1 protein-coding gene (running past one end of the window) is annotated in these 19,628 nt (G+C 69.6%); it reads left to right on the top strand.

Annotation, left to right across the window (positions count from 1 at the left end):
* On the top strand, positions 1-19,628 hold part of the coding region annotated (locus D7V88_RS13195) for a non-ribosomal peptide synthase/polyketide synthase (protein WP_147448716.1) (this coding region is incomplete at both ends). 12,442 nt of the annotated region lie to the left of the window's left edge; 19,628 of 32,070 annotated nt are visible.

Genomic DNA, 19,628 nt, shown 5'->3' with positions numbered 1-19,628 from the left:
CGGCAGCTCGATGCCCGAGCCAACCAGCTCGCCCGGCACCTGCGCTCGTTGGGCGTGGGGCCTGAAGTGACGGTGGGTCTGTGCCTGGAGCGCTCGGTCGAATCCATCGTCGCGTTGCTCGCCGTCCTCAAGGCCGGCGGCGCCTTCGTGCCCCTGGACCCGACGGCGCCCGCCGCGCGTCGCTCCTTCATCCTGGGCGACAGCCGCGCGTCGGTGCTGCTGACCACGCAGGCCCTGGCGGAGGCGTGGACGCCGGAGGTGGGCAACGTCGTGTGCCTCGATGGCGAGCAGAAGCCCTGGAAGGCGCTGCCCGTCGAGGCACTGCCTTCCGACGTGGGGCCGGAGAACCTGGCCTACGTGCTCTACACGTCGGGCTCCACCGGCATGCCCAAGGGCGTGGCGGTGCGGCACCGCTCCGTGCTCCACCTGCACCAGGCGATGTCGCGGGACATCTACGTGCAGCCGCAGCGTGGCCTGCGCGTCAGCGTGAACGCGCCGCTGTTCTTCGACGCGTCCATGGAGCAGCTCATCCAGCTCATTGACGGGTACTGCCTGTGCCTCGTCCCCGACGACACGCGCAAGGACCCGGAGGCGATGCTGACGTGGCTGGAAGCCCAGCACATCGACTCGCTGGATTGCACGCCGTCGCAGCTCAAGCTGCTGCTGGACGCGGGGCTGCTGGATCGCGAGCACGTGCCGGCGCTGCTCATCGTCGGCGGTGAGGCGCTGGACGAAGTGACGTGGCGGAAGCTTTCCACGACGAAGCGCACGCGCGCCTTCAACGTATACGGACCGACCGAGACCACGGTCAACGCCACGGCATGGTCCATCCAGGACGCCACCCAGGTGCTGCCCGTCATCGGCCGGCCGCTGGACAACGTGCGGGCGTACATCCTCGACGAGCAGCAGCACCTGGTGCCCTTCGGCATGCAGGGCGAGCTGTGCCTCGCGGGTGAAGGCCTGGCGCGTGGCTACCTGGGGCGCCCGGACCTGACGGCGGAGCGCTTCGTTCCGAATCCGTTCAGCACGGAGCCCGGAGCGCGGCTGTACCGCACGGGCGACAAGGCGCGCTGGCGCGAGGACGGGACGCTGGACTTCATGGGCCGCCTGGACTTCCAGGTGAAGCTGCGCGGCTACCGAATCGAGTTGGGAGAAATCGAAGCCACGTTGCGCACCCATGCGGGCATCCGCGACGCGGTGGCGCTGGTGCGTGAGGATGTGCCGGGCGATGCGCGGCTCGTGGCCTACGTCGCGCCGGAGGTGGAGATCGCGCCCCTGCGTGAACACCTGCGCAAGCACCTGCCCGAGTACATGGTCCCGGCCGTACTGGTCGCCCTGCCCGCCCTGCCGCTGACGCCCAACGGCAAGGTGGACCGCAAGGCGCTGCCCGTACCGGAAGGCTCGCAGGTCGCCGCGAGCACCTATGCGGCGCCGGAGACGCCGACGGAAATCGCCCTGGCCGCGCTGTGGAGTGAAGTGCTGCGCATCCCCACCGTGGGACGGCACGACAACTTCTTCGAGTTGGGCGGCCATTCGCTGCTGGCCACGCAGGTGGTGTCGCGCATCCGCACCACCCTGGGCGTGGAGCTGCCGCTGGGTGACCTCTTCCGCGCGCCCACCGTGGCGGGATTGGCCGGGCGTCTGGCCCACGCCGCCCGCTCCAAGACGCCGGCCCTCACCCGCGCGGACCGGACGTCCGCGCCGCCGTTGTCGTTCGCGCAGCAGCGGTTGTGGTTCATCGACCAGTTGGAGCCGGGCACCAGCCTGTACAACATGCCACTGCCGCTGCGGTTCACCGGCTCGGTGGATGAAGGCGCGTTGCGCAAGAGCCTGGACGCGCTGATGGCGCGGCATGAGTCGCTGCGCACGACGTTCCGAGTGGAAGCGGGCCAGCCCGTGCAGCACATCCACGCCGAGGCCACCGTGCCCTTCGAGTCCGTGGACCTCACGGACATCGTGGATGCGGCGGAGCGCCAGGCGGAGGCGAAGCGGCGCGGCAGTGCGGAGTTCCGCCGTCCGTTCAACCTGGAGCAGGGGCCGGTGATTCGTGCCCTGTTGCTCAAGTTGGACGCCCAGGAGTACGTGCTGGTGCTGCACCTGCACCACATCGTGTCCGACGGCTGGTCATTGGGCGTGCTGGTGCGCGAGATGACGGCGCTCTACGAGGCCTTCCGTCAGGGTCAGGTCCCTGCCCTGCCTGAGCTGCCCGTGCAGTACGCGGACTACGCGGTGTGGCAGCGCGACTGGCTCCAGGGCGAGGCACTGGAGGCGCAGCTTGGTTGGTGGAAGCAGCAGTTGGCGGGCGCGCCCCATGTGCTGGACCTGCCCACCGACAAGCCCCGTCCGGCCGTCGCCACCCGGCGCGGCGATGCGGTGCCCGTGCACCTGCCGCGCGTCCTGGCGGAACAGGTGGAGACCCTGGCCCGGCGTGAAGGCGCCACGCCCTTCATGGTGCTGCTGGCGGCCTTCCAGACGGTGCTGCACCGCTACTCCGCGCAGGACGACGTGCTGGTGGGTTCGCCCATCGCGAACCGCCATCGTGCGGAGACGGAGGGCCTGATCGGCTTCTTCGTCAACACGCTGGTGCTGCGCGGCAGCTTCGGCGCTCGGCCGTCGTTCCGGCAGCTTGTCGCGCAGGTGCGCACCACGACGCTGGGCGCGTACGAGCACCAGGATCTCCCGTTCGAGCGGCTGGTGGAGTCGCTTCAGACGACGCGCGATCTGTCCCGCACGCCGCTGTTCCAGGTGCTGTTCGTATTGCAGAACGCGCCCGTCCCGGAATTGGTGCTGCCCGGCTTGTCGGTGAAGGGCGCCGACATCGGGGGCCGTGGTATCTCCCAGTTCGAGCTGAGCCTGAGCCTTGACCGTGCGGCGGACGGCTTCAGCGGGGTCCTCAACTACGCGACGGACCTGTTCGAGCGCTCCACCGTCGAACGCCTCATTCAGCACCTGAGGGTACTGCTGGAGGCCGCGCTGGAGCAGCCCGACGCGCCGCTCGCGGAGCTGTCCTTCGTGGCCCCCGAGGAGCGTCAGCGACTGCTGGGAGCGCTGTCCGGCGGCGTCGCGGACTTCGACCGTGAGTCCACGCTGCATGGACGCATCGAAGCGCAAGTGGCCCGCACGCCGGACGCGGACGCCGTGGCGTTCGAAGGCACGACGCTGTCCTTCCGGCAGCTCGACGCCCGAGCCAACCAACTCGCCCGGCACCTGCGCTCGCTGGGCGTGGGTCCCGAGGTGACGGTGGGCCTGTGCCTGGAGCGTTCGGCCGAATCCATCGTCGCGTTGCTCGCCGTCCTCAAGGCCGGCGGCGCCTTCGTGCCGATCGATCCTTCGGCGCCCGTCGCTCGCCGCTCCTTCATCCTGGGTGACAGCCGCGCGTCGGTGCTGCTGACCACGCAGGCCCTGGCGGAAGAATGGACGCCGGAGGTGGGCACCGTCGTGTGCCTGGATGGCGAGCAGAAGCCCTGGATGGAGCTGTCCGCGGAAGCACCAGCATCCGACGCCGGGCCAGAGAATCTGGCGTACGTGCTCTACACGTCGGGCTCCACGGGCATGCCCAAGGGCGTGGCGGTGCAGCACCGCTCCGTGCTCCACCTGCACCAGGCCTTGTCACGGGACGTCTACGTGCAGCCGCAGCGTGGCCTGCGCGTCAGCGTGAATGCGCCGCTCTTCTTCGACGGCTCCATCAAGCAGGTCATCCAGCTCCTCAACGGTTACTGCCTGTGCATCGTCCCCGGTGACACGCGCAAGGACCCGGAGGCGATGCTGACGTGGCTGGAGGCCCAGCGCATCGACGCGCTGGACTGCACGCCCTCGCTGCTCAAGCTGCTGCTGGACGCGGGGCTGCTGGAGCGGGCGCACGTACCGGCGTTGATTCTCATCGGCGGTGAGGCGCTGGATGCGGTGACGTGGCGTCGGCTGGCCACGACGAAGCGCACGCGCGCCTTCAACGTGTACGGGCCCACCGAGACCACCGTCAACGCCACGGCCTGGTCCATCCAGGACGCCACCCAGGTGCTGCCCGTCATCGGTCGGCCGCTGGACAACGTGCGCGCCTACGTGCTCGACGAGCACCAGCATCTGGTGCCCTTCGGCATGCAAGGCGAGCTGTGCCTCGCCGGAGCGGGTGTCACGCGCGGCTACCTGGGGCGCCCGGACCTCACCGCGGAGCGCTTCGTTCCGGATCCGTTCAGCACGGAGCCCGGAGCGCGGCTGTACCGCACGGGCGACAAGGCCCGGTGGCGTGAGGACGGGACGCTGGACTTCATGGGCCGCCTGGACTTCCAGGTGAAGCTGCGCGGCTACCGCATCGAGCTGGGGGAAATCGAAGCCACGCTGCGCTCGCACCCGGGCCTCCGGGATGCGGTGGTGATGCTGCGCGAGGACGTGCCGGGTGATTCACGCCTCGTGGCCTACGTCGCGCCGGAGATGGACACCTCCGCCCTGCGTGAGCACCTGCGCAAGCACCTGCCCGAGTACATGGTCCCGGCCGCACTGGTCGCCCTGCCCGCCCTGCCGCTGACACCCAATGGCAAGGTGGACCGCAAGGCGCTGCCCGCGCCGGAAGCCTCGCAGCTCCCGACGCACACCTACGTGGCGCCGGAGACGCCGACGGAGATCGCCCTGGCGGCGCTGTGGAGTGATGTGTTGCGCGTCCCCACCGTGGGCCGGCACGACAACTTCTTCGAGTTGGGCGGACACTCGCTGCTGGCCACGCAGTTGGTCGCCCGCGTGCGTGTCCACTTCCGGGTGGAACTGCCCCTGCGCGCATTCTTCGAACGGCCCACCGTGGCCGCGCTCGCCGCGCTGATTGATTCGTTCCAAGGACCGGACGGCACGGGAGCGTCCCTGCCTCCGCTGGTCCGCGCGGAGCGTCCGGAGGTGCTACCCCTCTCGTTCGCCCAGCAGCGGTTGTGGTTCATCGAACAGCTCGGCACGGCGGGCACCGCGTACAGCATGCCGATCGCGCTGAAGCTCGAAGGCTCTCTGGACACCATCGTGCTCCTGGCGGCGTTCGATGAGCTGGTGCGCCGTCACGAATCCCTGCGCACCACCTTCCATTCGGACGAGGGCGCGCCGTCGCAGGTCATCCACCCGCCCTTCCCCATGCCCCTGCGGCACGTGGATCTCACGGGCCTGGCGCCGAGGGAGGCGCGTGAAACCGAGACCTATCGACTCGCACTCGAGGAGGCTCGGACTCCGTTCGCTCTGGAGCAGGGTCCGCTGTTCCGCGCGCTCCTGTTGAAGCTGGCCCCCACGGAGTACGTGCTGGTGCTCAACACGCACCACATCATCTCCGACGGTTGGTCCACGGGCGTCCTGGTGCGGGAGATGGGCGCGCTCTACGCGGCCTTCTCCACGGGCCTGCCCTCACCTCTGCCGGAGCTGGCGGTGCAGTACGCCGACCACTCGATCTGGCAGCGGGGCTGGCTCCAGGGAGAGGTGCTGGAGCAGCAGCTTGGCTACTGGCGCGATCAGCTTGATGCCGCCGCGCCGTACCTGGATCTGCCCACGGACCACCCGCGTCCTGTGCGGCAGTCCTTCCAGGCGGCGAAAGAACGCGTGGTGTTGTCGCGCGAGCTGAGCGAAGCGTTGGAGACCCTGGCGAAGCAGGAGTCCGCGACGCCGTACATGGTGCTGCTGTCGGCCTTCAAGCTGCTGCTGCACCGGTATTCAGGTCAGGAGGACGTGCTCATCGGTTCGCCCATCGCGGGCCGCCGTCACGCCGAATCCGAAGCCCTCATCGGCTACTTCGCCAACACCGTCGTCATCCGCACGCAGGTGGAGGACACGCGGACCTTCCGCGAACTGCTCGCGCGGGTGCGCACCTCCACGCTGGGGGCCTACGAACATCAGGACCTCCCGTTCGAGAAGCTGGTGGAGATCCTGAAGCCCGAGCGCGACCTGCGCCGCACGCCGTTCTTCCAGGTGACGTTCACGCTCCAGAACTCGCCGATGCCGGACCTGGTGCTGCCGGAGCTGACGCTCCGGGGATTGGACATGGATCCGGGCAGCATCCTCTTCGACCTCCAGCTCGCGATGATCCGGGGGCCCGAAGGGTTCGCGGGCTCGCTGCTCTACAACACGAGCCTGTTCGTTCCCGAGACAGCGGCTGGCTTGGTCCAGCGCCTGCGGTTGCTGCTGGAGGCCGCCGTCCGAGCACCGGACACGCGGCTGTCCGAGCTGCCCCTGCTCACCCCCGAGGAGCGCCGACAGGTCCTCGTCGAGTGGAACCACACGTCACGTGACTACCCGCGTGACGCGTCCGTGGCGGGGCTCTTCACGGCCCAGGCCGCGCGGACTCCGAATGCGCTCGCGCTGAAGTCCGGGGAGAAGACGCTGACGTACGCGGCGCTGGACCGTGCCTCCAACCAGTTGGCGCACCACCTGCGCCGGTTGGGCGTGAGGCCCGGAGACCGGGTGGGCCTATGCCTGGAGCGCTCGTTCGAGCTCATCGTCGGCATGCTCGGCATCCTCAAGGCCGGAGCGGCGTACGTGCCGGTGGAGGCGAAGTACCCGGCCGACCGCATCACCTGGATGCTCCAGGAAGCGGGCGTCAGCGTGCTGGTGACGCAGGAGTCGCTGGCGGATGAACTGCCGGCGGTGGTGGACCTCCAGGTCCTCATGGATGCGGATGCGGCGGTCATTGCGAAGCAGCCGGAGACGGCGCTGGGGCTGGAAGTGCCGGCCGAAGCGCTGGCGTACGTGATGTTCACGTCGGGAAGCACGGGGCGTCCGAAGGGCGTCAGCGTGCCCCAGCGCGGCATCGTGCGGCTGGTGCGCGGCAACGACTTCATCCACTTCGGGCCGGAGGAGGTCTTCCTCCAGTTGGCGCCCGTGGCGTTCGACGCGTCGACGCTGGAAGTGTGGGGAGCGCTGCTCAACGGCGCGAAGCTGGTGCTGGCCCCTGCGAAGGCGCTGTCGTTCGAGGAGACGGGGGCACTGCTCGCCACCGAAGGCATCACCACGCTGTGGCTGACGGCCGCGCTCTTCGAGCAGATGGTCATCCATCAGGGCGAAGCGCTGGCGAGCGTGCGGCAGGTGCTGGCGGGTGGCGACGTGCTGCCCGTGGAGCGCGTGCGCGAGCACCTGGCGCGGATGCCTTCGGGCTCCGTGCTCGTCAACGGCTACGGCCCCACGGAGAACACGACGTTCTCCGCCACGTATGCACTGGGCGCCGGTGACAGCGTGGGCCTGTCCGTGCCCATCGGTCGTCCGCTGGCGCAGTCCACCACGTGGGTACTGGATGCGGCCTTGCAGCCCGTGCCGGTGGGTGTGCCGGGTGCGCTGTACGTCGGAGGCGATGGCCTCGCGTGGGGCTACCTGAACCGTCCGGACCTGAGCGCCGAGCGCTTCATCCCCCACCCCTTCGCGACGGAGCCGGGAGCGCGGCTGTACAGCACGGGCGACCGGGTACGCTGGCAGGCGGACGGGACGTTGGAGTTCCTGGGCCGCACCGACTTCCAGGTGAAGATCCGCGGCTTCCGCATCGAGCCGGGCGAAGTCGAAGCCGTGCTGCGCAAATCATCCCTGGTGCGCGAGGCGGTGGTCCTGGCGCGTGAGGATGTGCCCGGTGACAAGCGACTCGTGGCCTACGTCGTGTCGACGGAAGAGGGCTTCGATCCCGTCGCCCTGAAGGCGCTCATCCAGAAGCAGTTGCCCGAATACATGGTCCCCACGGCCTGGGTGGAGCTGTCCGCCCTGCCGCTCAACGCCAATGGCAAGGTGGACCGCAAGGCCCTGCCCGTCCCGGAGGCGCCGAAGGTCTCCGATGCGGAGGTGGCCGCGCCGCGCAACGCGATGGAGACGGCGCTCGTCGCCATCTGGGCGGAGGTGCTGCACCTGGAAGCCGTCGGCATCCACGACGACTTCTTCGAGCTGGGTGGCCACTCGTTGCTGGCCACGCAGGTGGTGTCGCGCATCCGCTCCACCCTGGGTGTGGAGCTGCCGCTGGGAGACCTCTTCAGCGCTCCCACCGTGGCCACCCTGGCCGAGAAGCTGGGCAGTGCCCGTCGGACGCAGTCGCCCCCGCTGGTTCGCACCGAGCGCACCACCGCGCCGCCGTTGTCGTTCGCGCAGCAGCGGTTGTGGTTCATCGACCAGTTGGAGCCGGGCACCGGCCTGTACAACATGCCGCTGCCGTTGAGGCTGAGCGGCGCGCTGGATGAAGGCGCGCTGCGCAAGAGCCTGGACGCGCTGATGGCGCGACACGAAGCGCTGCGCACCACGTTCCGCGTGGAAGCAGGCCAGCCCGTGCAGCACATCCACGCGGAGGCCACCGTTCCCTTCGAGTCCGTGGACCTCACGGGCATCGAGGACGACGCGGAACGGCAGGCTGAAGCAACGCGGCGCGGCTTCGCGGAATCCCGCCGTCCGTTCAACCTGGAGCAAGGCCCGGTGATTCGCGCCCTGCTCATGAAGCTGGGCGCCCAGGAGCACGTGCTGGTGCTGCACGTGCACCACATCGTGTCCGACGGCTGGTCGTTGGGCGTGATCGTGCGTGAGATGACGGCGCTCTACGAGGCCTTCCGTCACGGCCAGACGCCGGCCCTGCCGGAACTGCCGGTGCAGTACGCGGACTACGCGGTGTGGCAGCGCGGCTGGCTCCAGGGGGATGTACTGGAGGCGCAGCTCGACTGGTGGAAGCAGCAGCTCGCGGGTGCGTCGCACGTGCTGGACCTGCCCACCGACAAGCCGCGTCCGGCTGTTGTCTCACAGCGCGGCGCCACGATGTCCGTGCGCCTGCCGCGCGCGCTGTCCGAACAGGTGGAGGCCCTGGCTCAGCGTGAAGGCGCGACGCCCTTCATGGTGCTGCTGGCGGCGTTCCAGTCCGTGCTGCACCGCTACTCCGGTCAGGACGACGTGCTGGTGGGTTCTCCCATCGCGAACCGGAGCCGCGCGGAGACGGAGGGTCTGATTGGCTTCTTCGTCAACACGCTGGTGCTGCGCGGCAGCTTCGGCGCCCGGACGACGTTCCGGGAGCTGTTGGCCCAGGTGCGCACCACGACGCTGGGCGCGTACGAACACCAGGACCTCCCGTTCGAACGGCTGGTGGAGTCGCTGCAGACCACGCGCGATCTGTCCCGCACGCCGCTCTTCCAGGTGATGTTCGCGCTCCAGAATGCGCCCGTCCCGGAGCTGGCGCTGCCCGGCCTGTCCGTGACGGGGGCGCACTTCGGTGGCCGGAAGCTGTCCCTGTTCGAACTGATCCTGAACCTGAATCGGGACGCGGACGGCTTCGTGGGCATGCTCGAATACGCGACGGACCTGTTCGAGCCCGCGACCATCGAGCGGCTCGCCACGCACCTGCGCGTGCTGCTGGAGACCGTGCTCGTGCGGCCCGATGTGCCGTTGGCCGACGTGTCCCTCGGCTCGGCGGAAGAGCACGCCCGGCTCCTGAGCATCGGGCGCGGGGACGTCGTGGACTTCAACGTGGAGTCCACGCTGCACGGGCGCATCGAAGCGCAGGCAGCCCGTACGCCGGAGGCGGCGGCCCTGGAGTTCGAAGGGACGACGCTGTCCTACCGTCAGTTCGACGCCCGGGCGAATCAGCTCGCCCGGCATCTGCGCTCGTTGGGCGTGGGGCCGGAAGTCACGGTGGCCCTGGCCCTGGAGCGCTCCGCGGACGCCATCATCGCGTTCCTCGCGGTGCTCAAGGCGGGCGGCGCGTTCGTGCCGCTCGACCCGGCGGCTCCCGAAGCGCGCAAGGACTTCCTCCTGCGCGACTGCGGAGCCTCCGTGCTGCTCACCACCCGGGCCCTGGCCGACGCGTGGCAGCCCGATGTCGACCACGTGGTGAAGCTGGATGTCGAAGCGGCGCACCTGGCGGCGCTCTCCGAGGAGTCTCTGCCTCCCTCGGCGGGCCCGGACAACCTGGCGTACGTCATCTACACGTCTGGCTCCACGGGCACGCCCAAGGGCGTGATGGTGCAGCACCGCTCCGTCGTCCACCTGCACCACACCCTGGCCCGCAACATCTACCCGCAGCAGCCTCCGATGCGCGTCAGCCTGAACTCGGCGCTGTACTTCGACGCGGTCATCGAGGCGTTCATCAAGCTGCTCGACGGCCACTGCCTCTGCATCATCCCCGAGGACACGCGGCGCGATCCGGAGCGGATGCTCACGTGGATGGAAGCACGGCACATCGATGTGCAGACCAGCACCCCGTCGCAGCTCAAGCTCCTGTTGGAAGCGGGCTTGCTGGAACGCGCCTGGGTGCCGTCCCAGTTCTTGTTGGGCGGCGAGTCCATTGACGAAGCGCTCTGGCGCCTCCTGGCGGGGACGACCCGGACACGCGCCATCAACGGCTACGGCCCCACCGAGGCCACCGTCTGCGTCACGACGTTCGACATCCAGGGCACCGCCCTGCCCCGGGCCGTCATCGGTCGGCCGCTGGACAACCTGCGCGCCTACGTGCTCGACGAGCACCAGCGCCTGGTGCCCTTCGGCCTGCCGGGTGAGCTGTGCTTCTCCGGCGCGGGCATCACGCGCGGCTACCTGGGCCGCCCGGACCTGACGGCGGAGCGCTTCGTTCCAGATCCGTTCAGCACGGAGCCCGGAGCGCGCCTGTACCGCACGGGCGACAAGGCCCGGTGGCGCGAGGACGGCACGCTCGACTTCATGGGCCGCCTGGACTTCCAGGTGAAGGTCCGTGGCTACCGCATCGAGCTGGGCGAAATCGAAGCCACCCTGCGCTCGCACCCGGGCATCCGGGACGCAGTGGCGCTGGTGCGCGAGGACGTGATTGGCGATGCGCGCCTCGTGGCCTGGGTCGCGCCGGAGGTGGACACCGCGCCCTTGCGCGAACACCTGCGCAAGCACCTGCCCGAGTACATGGTCCCGGCCGCGTTCATGGCCCTGCCCGCCCTGCCGCTGACGCCCAATGGCAAGGTGGACCGCAAGGCCCTGCCCGCGCCGGAAGCCTCGCAGGTTGGCGTGAGCACCTACGTGGCGCCGGAGACGCCGACCGAGGTGGCACTGGCCGCGCTGTGGAGTGAGGTGCTGCGCATCCCCACCGTGGGACGGCACGACAACTTCTTCGAGCTGGGTGGCCACTCGCTGCTGGCCACGCAGTTGGTCTCCCGCGTGCGTGCCCAGTTCAAGGTGGAGCTGCCCCTGCGCGCGTTCTTCGAACGGCCCACCGTGGCCGCGCTGGCCGCGCTGATTGATTCGTTCCAGGGCCCGGATGGCACGGGAGCGTCCCTGCCTCCGCTGGTCCGGGCGGAGCGTCCGGAGGTGATTCCCCTCTCGTTCGCCCAGCAGCGGTTGTGGTTCATCGAACAGCTCGGTACGGCGGGCACCGCGTACAGCATCCCGGTGTCGCTGAAGCTCGAAGGCACGCTGGACATGAATGTGCTCCAGCACGCGTTCGATGAGCTGGTGCGCCGGCACGAAGTGCTGCGCACCAGCTTCCGCCCGCACGAAGGGACACCGTCGCAGGTCATCCACCCGCCCTTCCCGATGCCCGTGCGTCTCGTGGATCTCACGTCCATCGAAGCGCACGATGCGCGTGAAGCCGAGACCCATCGGATCGCACTCGAGGAGGCTCGGACTCCGTTCGACCTGGAGCAAGGCCCGCTGGTCCGGGTGCTCGTGTTGAAGCTGGGACCGACGGAGCACGGGCTGGTGCTGACGCAGCACCACATCATCTCCGACGGTTGGTCCACGGGTGTCCTGGTGCGGGAGATGGGCGCGCTCTACGCAGCCTTCGCCCAGGGCCTGCCCTCGCCCCTGCCGGAGCTGGCGGTGCAATACGCCGACCATTCGCTCTGGCAGCGGGGCTGGCTCCAGGGAGAGGTGCTGGAGAAGCAGCTTGGCTACTGGCGCGATCAGCTCGACGGCGCCGCGCCGTATCTGGACCTGCCCACGGACCATCCGCGTCCGGCGCGACAGTCCTTCCAGGGCGCGGACCAGGCTTTGCTCCTGCCGCTCGCGCTGAGCGAAGCGGTGGAGGCGATGGCGAAGCGCGAGTCCGCGACGCCGTACATGTTGCTGCTGGCGGCCTTCAAGCTGCTGCTGCACCGGTATTCAGGTCAGGAGGACGTGCTCATCGGCTCACCCATCGCGGGCCGCCGTCACGCCGAGGCCGAGGACCTCATCGGCTACTTCGCCAACACGGTGGTCGTGCGCACGCAGGTCAAGGACACGCTGAGCTTCCGCGAGCTGCTCGCGCAGGTACGCACCACCACGCTGGGCGCCTACGAGCACCAGGATCTCCCGTTCGAGAAGCTGGTGGAGGTCCTGAAGCCCGAGCGTGACCTGAGCCGCACGCCGTTCTTCCAGGTGACATTCACGCTCCAGAACGCGCCGATGCCGGAGCTGGTGCTACCGGAGTTGACGTTCCGGCCGATGGGCAGCGAGCTGCGGTTCAGCCTCTTCGATCTCCAGGTGCTGCTGCGCCGCGGCCCCGACGGCTTCGGCGGAACGCTGCTCTACAACACCGCCCTGTTCTCACCCGAGACGATGGCCGGCCTGGCCCACCGCTTCCAAGTCCTGCTGGGCGTCGTCCTGGCTTCACCCGATGTCCCCGTGGCCCGGCTCCCGCTGCTCACCCCCGAGGAGCGCCGACAGGTCCTCGTCGAATGGAACCGCACCTCCCGCGACTATCCGCGTGACGCCTCCGTGGCGGGGCTCTTCACGGCCCAGGCTGCGCGGACCCCGAATGCGCCCGCGCTGAAGTCCGGAGAGAAGACGCTGACGTACGCGGCGCTGGACCGCGCCTCCAACCAACTGGCGCACCACCTGCGTCGCCAGGGCGTGAGGCCCGGGGACCGCGTGGGCCTGTGCCTGGAGCGCTCGTTCGAGCTCATCGTGGGCCTGCTGGGCATCCTCAAGACGGGTGCTGCGTACGTACCGGTGGAGGCGAAGTACCCGGCCGACCGCATCACCTGGATGCTCCAGGAAGCGGGCGTCAGCGTGCTGGTGACGCAGGAGTCGCTGGCGGATGAACTGCCAGCGGTGGTGGACCTCCAGGTCCTCCTGGATGCGGATGCGGCGGTGCTCGCGAAGCAGCCGGAGACGGCGCTGGATGTGACGGTGCCGGCCGAAGCACTGGCGTACGTGATGTTCACGTCGGGAAGCACGGGACGGCCCAAGGGCGTCAGCGTGCCCCAGCGCGGCATCGTGCGGCTGGTGCGCGGCAACGACTTCATCCACTTCGGGCCGGAGGAGGTCTTCCTGCAACTGGCCCCGGTGGCGTTCGACGCGTCGACGCTGGAAGTGTGGGGAGCGCTGCTCAACGGCGCGAAGCTGGTGCTGGCGCCGGCGAAGGCACTCTCGCTGGAAGAGACGGGAGCGCTACTCACCCGTGAGGGCATCACCACGCTGTGGCTGACGGCCGCGCTCTTCGAGCAGATGGTCATCCATCAGGGCGAAGCGCTGGCGGGCGTGCGGCAGGTGCTGGCGGGTGGCGATGTGCTGCCCGTCGAGCGCGTGCGGGAGCACCTGGCGCGGATGCCTTCGGGCTCCGTGCTCGTCAACGGCTACGGCCCCACCGAGAACACCACGTTCTCCGCCACGCACACGTTGCGCTCTGGCGACAGCGTCGGCCGGTCGGTGCCCATCGGTCGTCCGCTGGCGCAGTCCACCACGTGGGTGCTGGATGCGGCCTTGCAGCCCGTGCCGGTGGGCGTCCCGGGTGCTCTGTACGTTGGTGGTGAGGGCCTGGCCTGGGGCTACCTCCAGCGCCCCGACCTGACAGCGGAACGCTTCATCCCCCACCCCTTCGCCACCGAGCCCGGCGCCCGCCTCTACAGCACGGGCGACCGCGTGCGCTGGCAGGTGGACGGGACGTTGGAGTTCCTGGGCCGCACCGACTTCCAGGTGAAGATCCGCGGCTTCCGCATTGAGACCGGTGAAGTCGAAGCCGTGCTGCGCCAGTCGTCGCAGGTGCGCGAGGCGGTGGTCCTGGTGCGAGAGGACGTGCCCGGAGACAAGCGACTCGTCGCGTACATCGTGGTCGCTGCTGACGTGGGCGATGTGGCGCAGCTCAAGGCGTTCGCCCAGAAGCTGCTGCCCGACTACATGGTGCCGTCCGCATTCGTCACGCTGTCGGCCCTTCCGCTGTCGGCCAACGGCAAGGTGGACCGCAAGGCCCTGCCCGCCCCGGAGGCGCCGCGCGTCTCCGATGCGACGGTGGCCGGGCCGCGCAACGCGATGGAGACGGCGCTCGCCGCCATCTGGGCGGAGGTGCTGCACCTGGAAGCCGTCGGCATCCACGACGACTTCTTCGAACTGGGTGGCCACTCGCTGCTGGCCACGCAGGTGGTGTCGCGCATCCGCTCGACGCTGGGCGTGGAGTTGCCGCTGGGAGACCTCTTCAGCGCTCCCACCGTGGCCACTCTTGCCGAGAAGCTGGGTAGCGCCAGCCGCACGCAGGCGCCCCCGTTGGTCCGCACCGAGCGCACCACCGCGCCGCCGTTGTCGTTCGCGCAGCAGCGGTTGTGGTTCATCGACCAACTGGAGCCGGGCACCGGCCTCTACAACATGCCGCTGCCGTTGCGCCTCACTGGTGCGCTGGATGAAGGCGCGTTGCGCAAGAGCCTGGACGCGCTGATGGCGCGACACGAAGCGCTGCGCACCACGTTCCGCGTGGAAGCAGGCCAGCCCGTGCAGCACATCCACGCCGAGGCCACCGTGCCCTTCGAGTCCGTGGACCTCACGGGCATCGAGGACGATGCGGAACGGCAGGCTGAAGCAAAGCGGCGCGGCCTCGCGGAATCCCGCCGTCCGTTCGACCTGGAGCAGGGCCCCGTGATTCGCGCCCTGCTCATGAAGCTGGGCGCCCAGGAGCACGTGCTGGTGTTGCACCTGCACCACATCGTGTCCGACGGCTGGTCGCTGGGCGTGTTGGTGCGCGAAGTCACCGCCTTCTACGAGGCCTTCCTCCACGACCGGACCCCTGCCCTGCCGGAGCTGCCGGTGCAGTACGCGGACTACGCGGTGTGGCAGCGCGGCTGGCTCCAGGGGGACGTGCTGAAGGCTCAGCTCGACTGGTGGAAGCAGCAGCTCGCGGGTGCGTCGCACGTGCTGGATCTGCCCACCGACAAGCCTCGTCCGGCCGTCGCCTCCCAACGGGGCGACGCGGTGGCCGTTCGACTGCCGCGCGTCCTCTCTGAACAGGTGGAGGCCCTGGCACAGAAGCAAGGTGCGACGCCCTTCATGGTGTTGCTGGCGGCGTTCCAGACGGTGCTGCACCGCTACTCCGGCCAGGACGACGTACTGGTGGGTTCTCCCATCGCGAACCGTGGCCACGCGGAGACGGAGGGTCTGATCGGCTTCTTCGTCAATACGCTGGTGCTGCGCGGCAGCTTCGGTGCCCGGACGACGTTCCGGGAGCTGTTGGCCCAGGTGCGCACCACGACGTTGGGCGCGTATGAACACCAGTACCTCCCGTTCGAGCGGCTGGTGGAGTCGTTGCAGACGACGCGCGACCTGACTCGCACGCCGCTCTTCCAGGCGCTGTTCGCGCTCCAGAACGCTCCGACGTCGGGGGCGGCACTGCCTGGCCTTTCCTTGCAGCCCGCCAACTTCGGCCGCCGTGAGACCACCCTCTTCGAGCTGAGCCTGGACCTGAGCCGCGATGCGGACGGCTTCGCGGGCCGGCTCGAATACGCGACGGACCTGTTCGAGTCCGCCACCGCCGAGCGGATCGCCACGCACCTGCGAGTGTTGCTGGAGTCCGTGGTCGCGCGGCCCGATGCCCCGCTGGCCGACCTGGTCCTCGACTCACCCGAGGCTCAGGCACGGCTCGTTGCGCTCGGACACGGCGACGTCGTGGACTTCGAGCTGGGGACCACGGTGCACGGCCTCATCGAAGCGCAGGCGGCCCGCACGCCGGACGCGGACGCCGTGGTGTTCGAGGAGACGACGCTGTCCTTCCGTCAGTTCGACGCCCGGGCCAATCAGCTCGCCCGGCACCTGCGCTCGCTGGGCGTGGGGCCGGAAGTCACGGTGGCCCTGGCCCTGGAGCGCTCCGCGGACGCCCTCGTCGCGTTCCTCGCGGTGCTCAAGGCGGGCGGCGCGTTCGTGCCGCTCGACCCGTCGGCCCCCGACGCGCGCAAGGCCTTCATCCTGGAGAACAGTCGCGCTTCGGTGCTGCTGACCACCCGGGCCCTGACCGAAGCGTGGCGGCCCGATGTCGCCCACGTGGTGACGCTGGATGCCGAAGCGGCGCACCTGGCGACCCTCTCCGAGGCGCCCCTGCCTCCCTCGGCGGGCCCGGACAACCTGGCGTACGTCATCTACACGTCGGGCTCCACGGGCATGCCCAAGGGCGTGATGGTGCAGCACCGCTCCGTCGTCCACCTGCACCACACGATGGTGCGCAACGTCTACACGTCGCCGCGCCGACTGCGCGTCAGCTTGAACGCGCCGCTGTACTTCGACGCCGTCATGGAGTCGTTCATCAAGCTGCTCGATGGCCACTGCCTGTGCGTCATCCCCGAGCAGACGCGCCTGGAGCCGGGGCGGATGCTCACGTGGCTGGAGCAGCACCGCATCGACGTGCTGGTAGGGACGCCCGCGCAGCTCAAGCTGCTGCTGGACGCGGGGATGCTGGAGCGCGCCTGGGTGCCGTCACAGCTCATGCTGGGCGGTGAAGCCCTGGACGAGGTGACGTGGCGTCGGCTTGCCACGACGGACCGCACGCGCGCCTTCAACGGCTACGGCCCCACGGAGGCCACCGTCGCCGTCACGACGTTCGACATCCAGGGCACCGCCCTGCCCCGGCCCGTCATTGGCCGGCCGCTGGACAACCTGCGCGCCTACGTCCTCGATGAGCACCAGCGACTGGTGCCCTTCGGCCTGCCCGGGGAGCTGTGCTTCTCCGGCGCGGGCGTCACGCGCGGCTACCTGGGCCGCCCGGACCTGACGGCGGAGCGCTTCGTTCCGGATCCGTTCAGCACGCAGCCTGGAGCACGCCTGTACCGCACGGGCGACAAGGCGCGCTGGCGCGAGGACGGGACGCTGGACCTCCTGGGCCGCCTGGACTTCCAGGTGAAGCTGCGCGGCTACCGCATTGAGTTGGGCGAAGTCGAAGCCACCCTGCGCTCGCACCCGGGCATTCGGGACGCGGTGGCGGCGGTGCGCGAGGACGTGCCCGGCGATGCGCGCCTCGTGGCCTGGGTCGTGCCGGAGGTGGACACCTCTCCCCTGCGCGAACACCTGCGCAAGCACCTGCCTGAGTACATGGTCCCGGCTGCCGTCATGGCCCTGCCCGCCCTGCCGCTGACGCCCAACGGCAAGGTGGACCGCAAGGCCCTGCCCGCGCCGGAAGCATCGCGGCTGGTCCCCCGCATCACGGACGCGCCCGGAACTGCTGCCGAGGTGGCCCTGGCTTCGCTGTGGAGTGAGTTGCTGCGCGTGCCCGCGGTGGGCCGTCACGACAACTTCTTCGAACTGGGCGGACACTCGCTGCTGGCCACGCAGGTGGTGGCCCGGGTGCGTGCCCGCTTCGGTGTGGAACTGCCCGTCCGCGCGCTGTTCGAATCGCCCACCGTGGCGGCGCTCGCGCTGCGACTGCCGGACGCTCCGACGGCCACCGTGCTGCCGCCGCTCGTCCCGGCCACGACGCCCGGACCGCATCCGCTGTCCTTCGCTCAGCAGCGGTTGTGGTTCATCGATCAGTTGGACCCGGGCAGCCCGCTGTACAACATGCCCACCGCGCTGCGCCTGTCAGGCACGGTGGACGTGCCGCACCTCCAGCGGGCCTTCGATGCGCTGGTCCAACGGCACGAATCCCTGCGCACCTCGTTCGAGTCCCACGACGGTGAGCCCCTTCAGCGCATCCACCCCGCCCCGGCGCAAAGCCTGTTCGTGGTGGACCTCACCCCGCTGCCCCAGGGCGCGCGCGAGGCCGAAGTGCTCCGACTCGCGACCGAGGACGCCCTGCGTCCCTTCGATTTGGCCGCGGGACCGCTGGTGCGGCTCACCCTGCTGAAGCTCGACGCGGCCGAGCACGTGCTGCTCCTGTGCCTCCACCACAGCATTGGCGACGGTTGGTCCATCGGCGTGCTGGTGCGGGAAGTCGTCGCCCTCTATGAGGCCTTCCGTCAGGGGCTGCCGTCTCCGCTGCCTCCGCTGCCGGTGCAGTACGCGGACTACGCTGTCTGGCAACGCGGCTGGCTCCAGGGTGATGCGCTGGAGGCGCAGCTTGGCTGGTGGAAGCAGCAACTGGCCGGTGCACCTCAAGCGTTGACCTTGCCCACCGACAAGCCCCGTCCGCCGCAGCGCTCCGCCCGGGGTGCCATGCTCCCGGTGAGCATCCCCCCGGCCCTGAGCGAGGCGGTGGAAGCGCTGGCCCAGCGCGAGGGTGCCACACCCTTCATGGTGCTGCTGTCGGCCTTCCAGACGCTGCTGTACCGCTGCTCCGGTCAGGACGACCTCCTGGTGGGCACGTCCATCGCGGGCCGGCGTCACGCGGAGACGGAGGGCCTCATCGGCTTCTTCGTCAACACGTTGGTGCTGCGCGCCCGCTTCGACGCTCGGCCTTCGTTCCGTCAGGTGCTGGCGCAGGTGCGCGCCAACACGCTGGGCGCGTACGAGCACCAGGACATCCCGTTCGAGCGGCTGGTGGAAGCCCTCCAGCCCGCGCGAGACTTGTCGCGCACGCCGCTCGTCCAGGCCCAGTTCGTGCTCCAGAACACGCCGGATTCGGACGCGCGCCTGCCGGAGCTCACGCTGCGGCCGGTGAAGGTGGAGGCGAACGCGACGAAGTTTGACTTGGACTTGAGCCTGGGCCGCACGGCGGGGGGCTTCGAGGGGGCGCTCTTCTACAGCACGGACCTCTTCGAGGCGGCCACGGCCCGGAGGTTGACGGAGCACCTGGTGCAGTTGCTGGAGGGCGCCGTCACGCAGCCGGACGCTGGCGTGGAGACGCTGCCCCTGCTGTCGGCGGATGAGCGCCAGTGGGTGCTGGAGGAGTGGAGCGGCGAGACGGCCGACTTCCCGGCCGACGTGCCCTTCCATACGCGCTTCGAGCAGCAGGTGACGCGCACGCCCAAGGCTCCGGCCCTGGTGATGGGAGAGACGACGGTGTCCTTCCATCAGCTCAACGTGCGCGCCAACCAACTGGCCCACTACCTGCGCACGTTGGGCGTAGGCCCCGACGTGCCGGTAGCGTTCAGCCTGGAGCGCTCGCCGGAGGCGATTGTCGCGCTGCTGGGCATTCTGAAGGCGGGCGGCGCCTACGTGCCGCTGGACCCGTCAGCCCCCGAAGCACGCAAGGACTTCATCCTGGAGAACAGCGGGGCCACCGTGCTCCTCACCACCCAGGCTTTGGCTGGAGCGTGGCAGCCGGCGGTGCGTCACCTGGTGCGGCTGGACACGGAGGCCCGGCGCATCGACGCGTTGTCTCCGGGCAACCCGCGCGTGGAGGTGCGGCCGGAGAACGTGGCCTACGTCCTCTACACGTCCGGCTCCACGGGCATGCCCAAGGGCGTGATGGTGCAGCACCGCTCCATCGTCCACTTGCACCGTGCCATGGCGGATGTGCCCCTGGCCTCGGTGCCGCGCGTCCTTCGGGCCAGCCTCAACGCGCCGCTCAACTTCGACATCTCCGTGGGGCAACTCCTGCTGCTGCTGGACGGGCACAGCCTGTGCCTTGTGCGCGAGGAAGTGCGGCAGGAGCC

The organism is Corallococcus terminator, assembly GCF_003611635.1.
Taxonomy (GTDB): domain Bacteria; phylum Myxococcota; class Myxococcia; order Myxococcales; family Myxococcaceae; genus Corallococcus; species Corallococcus terminator.
This window is presented reverse-complemented; position numbering and strand designations above follow the sequence as displayed.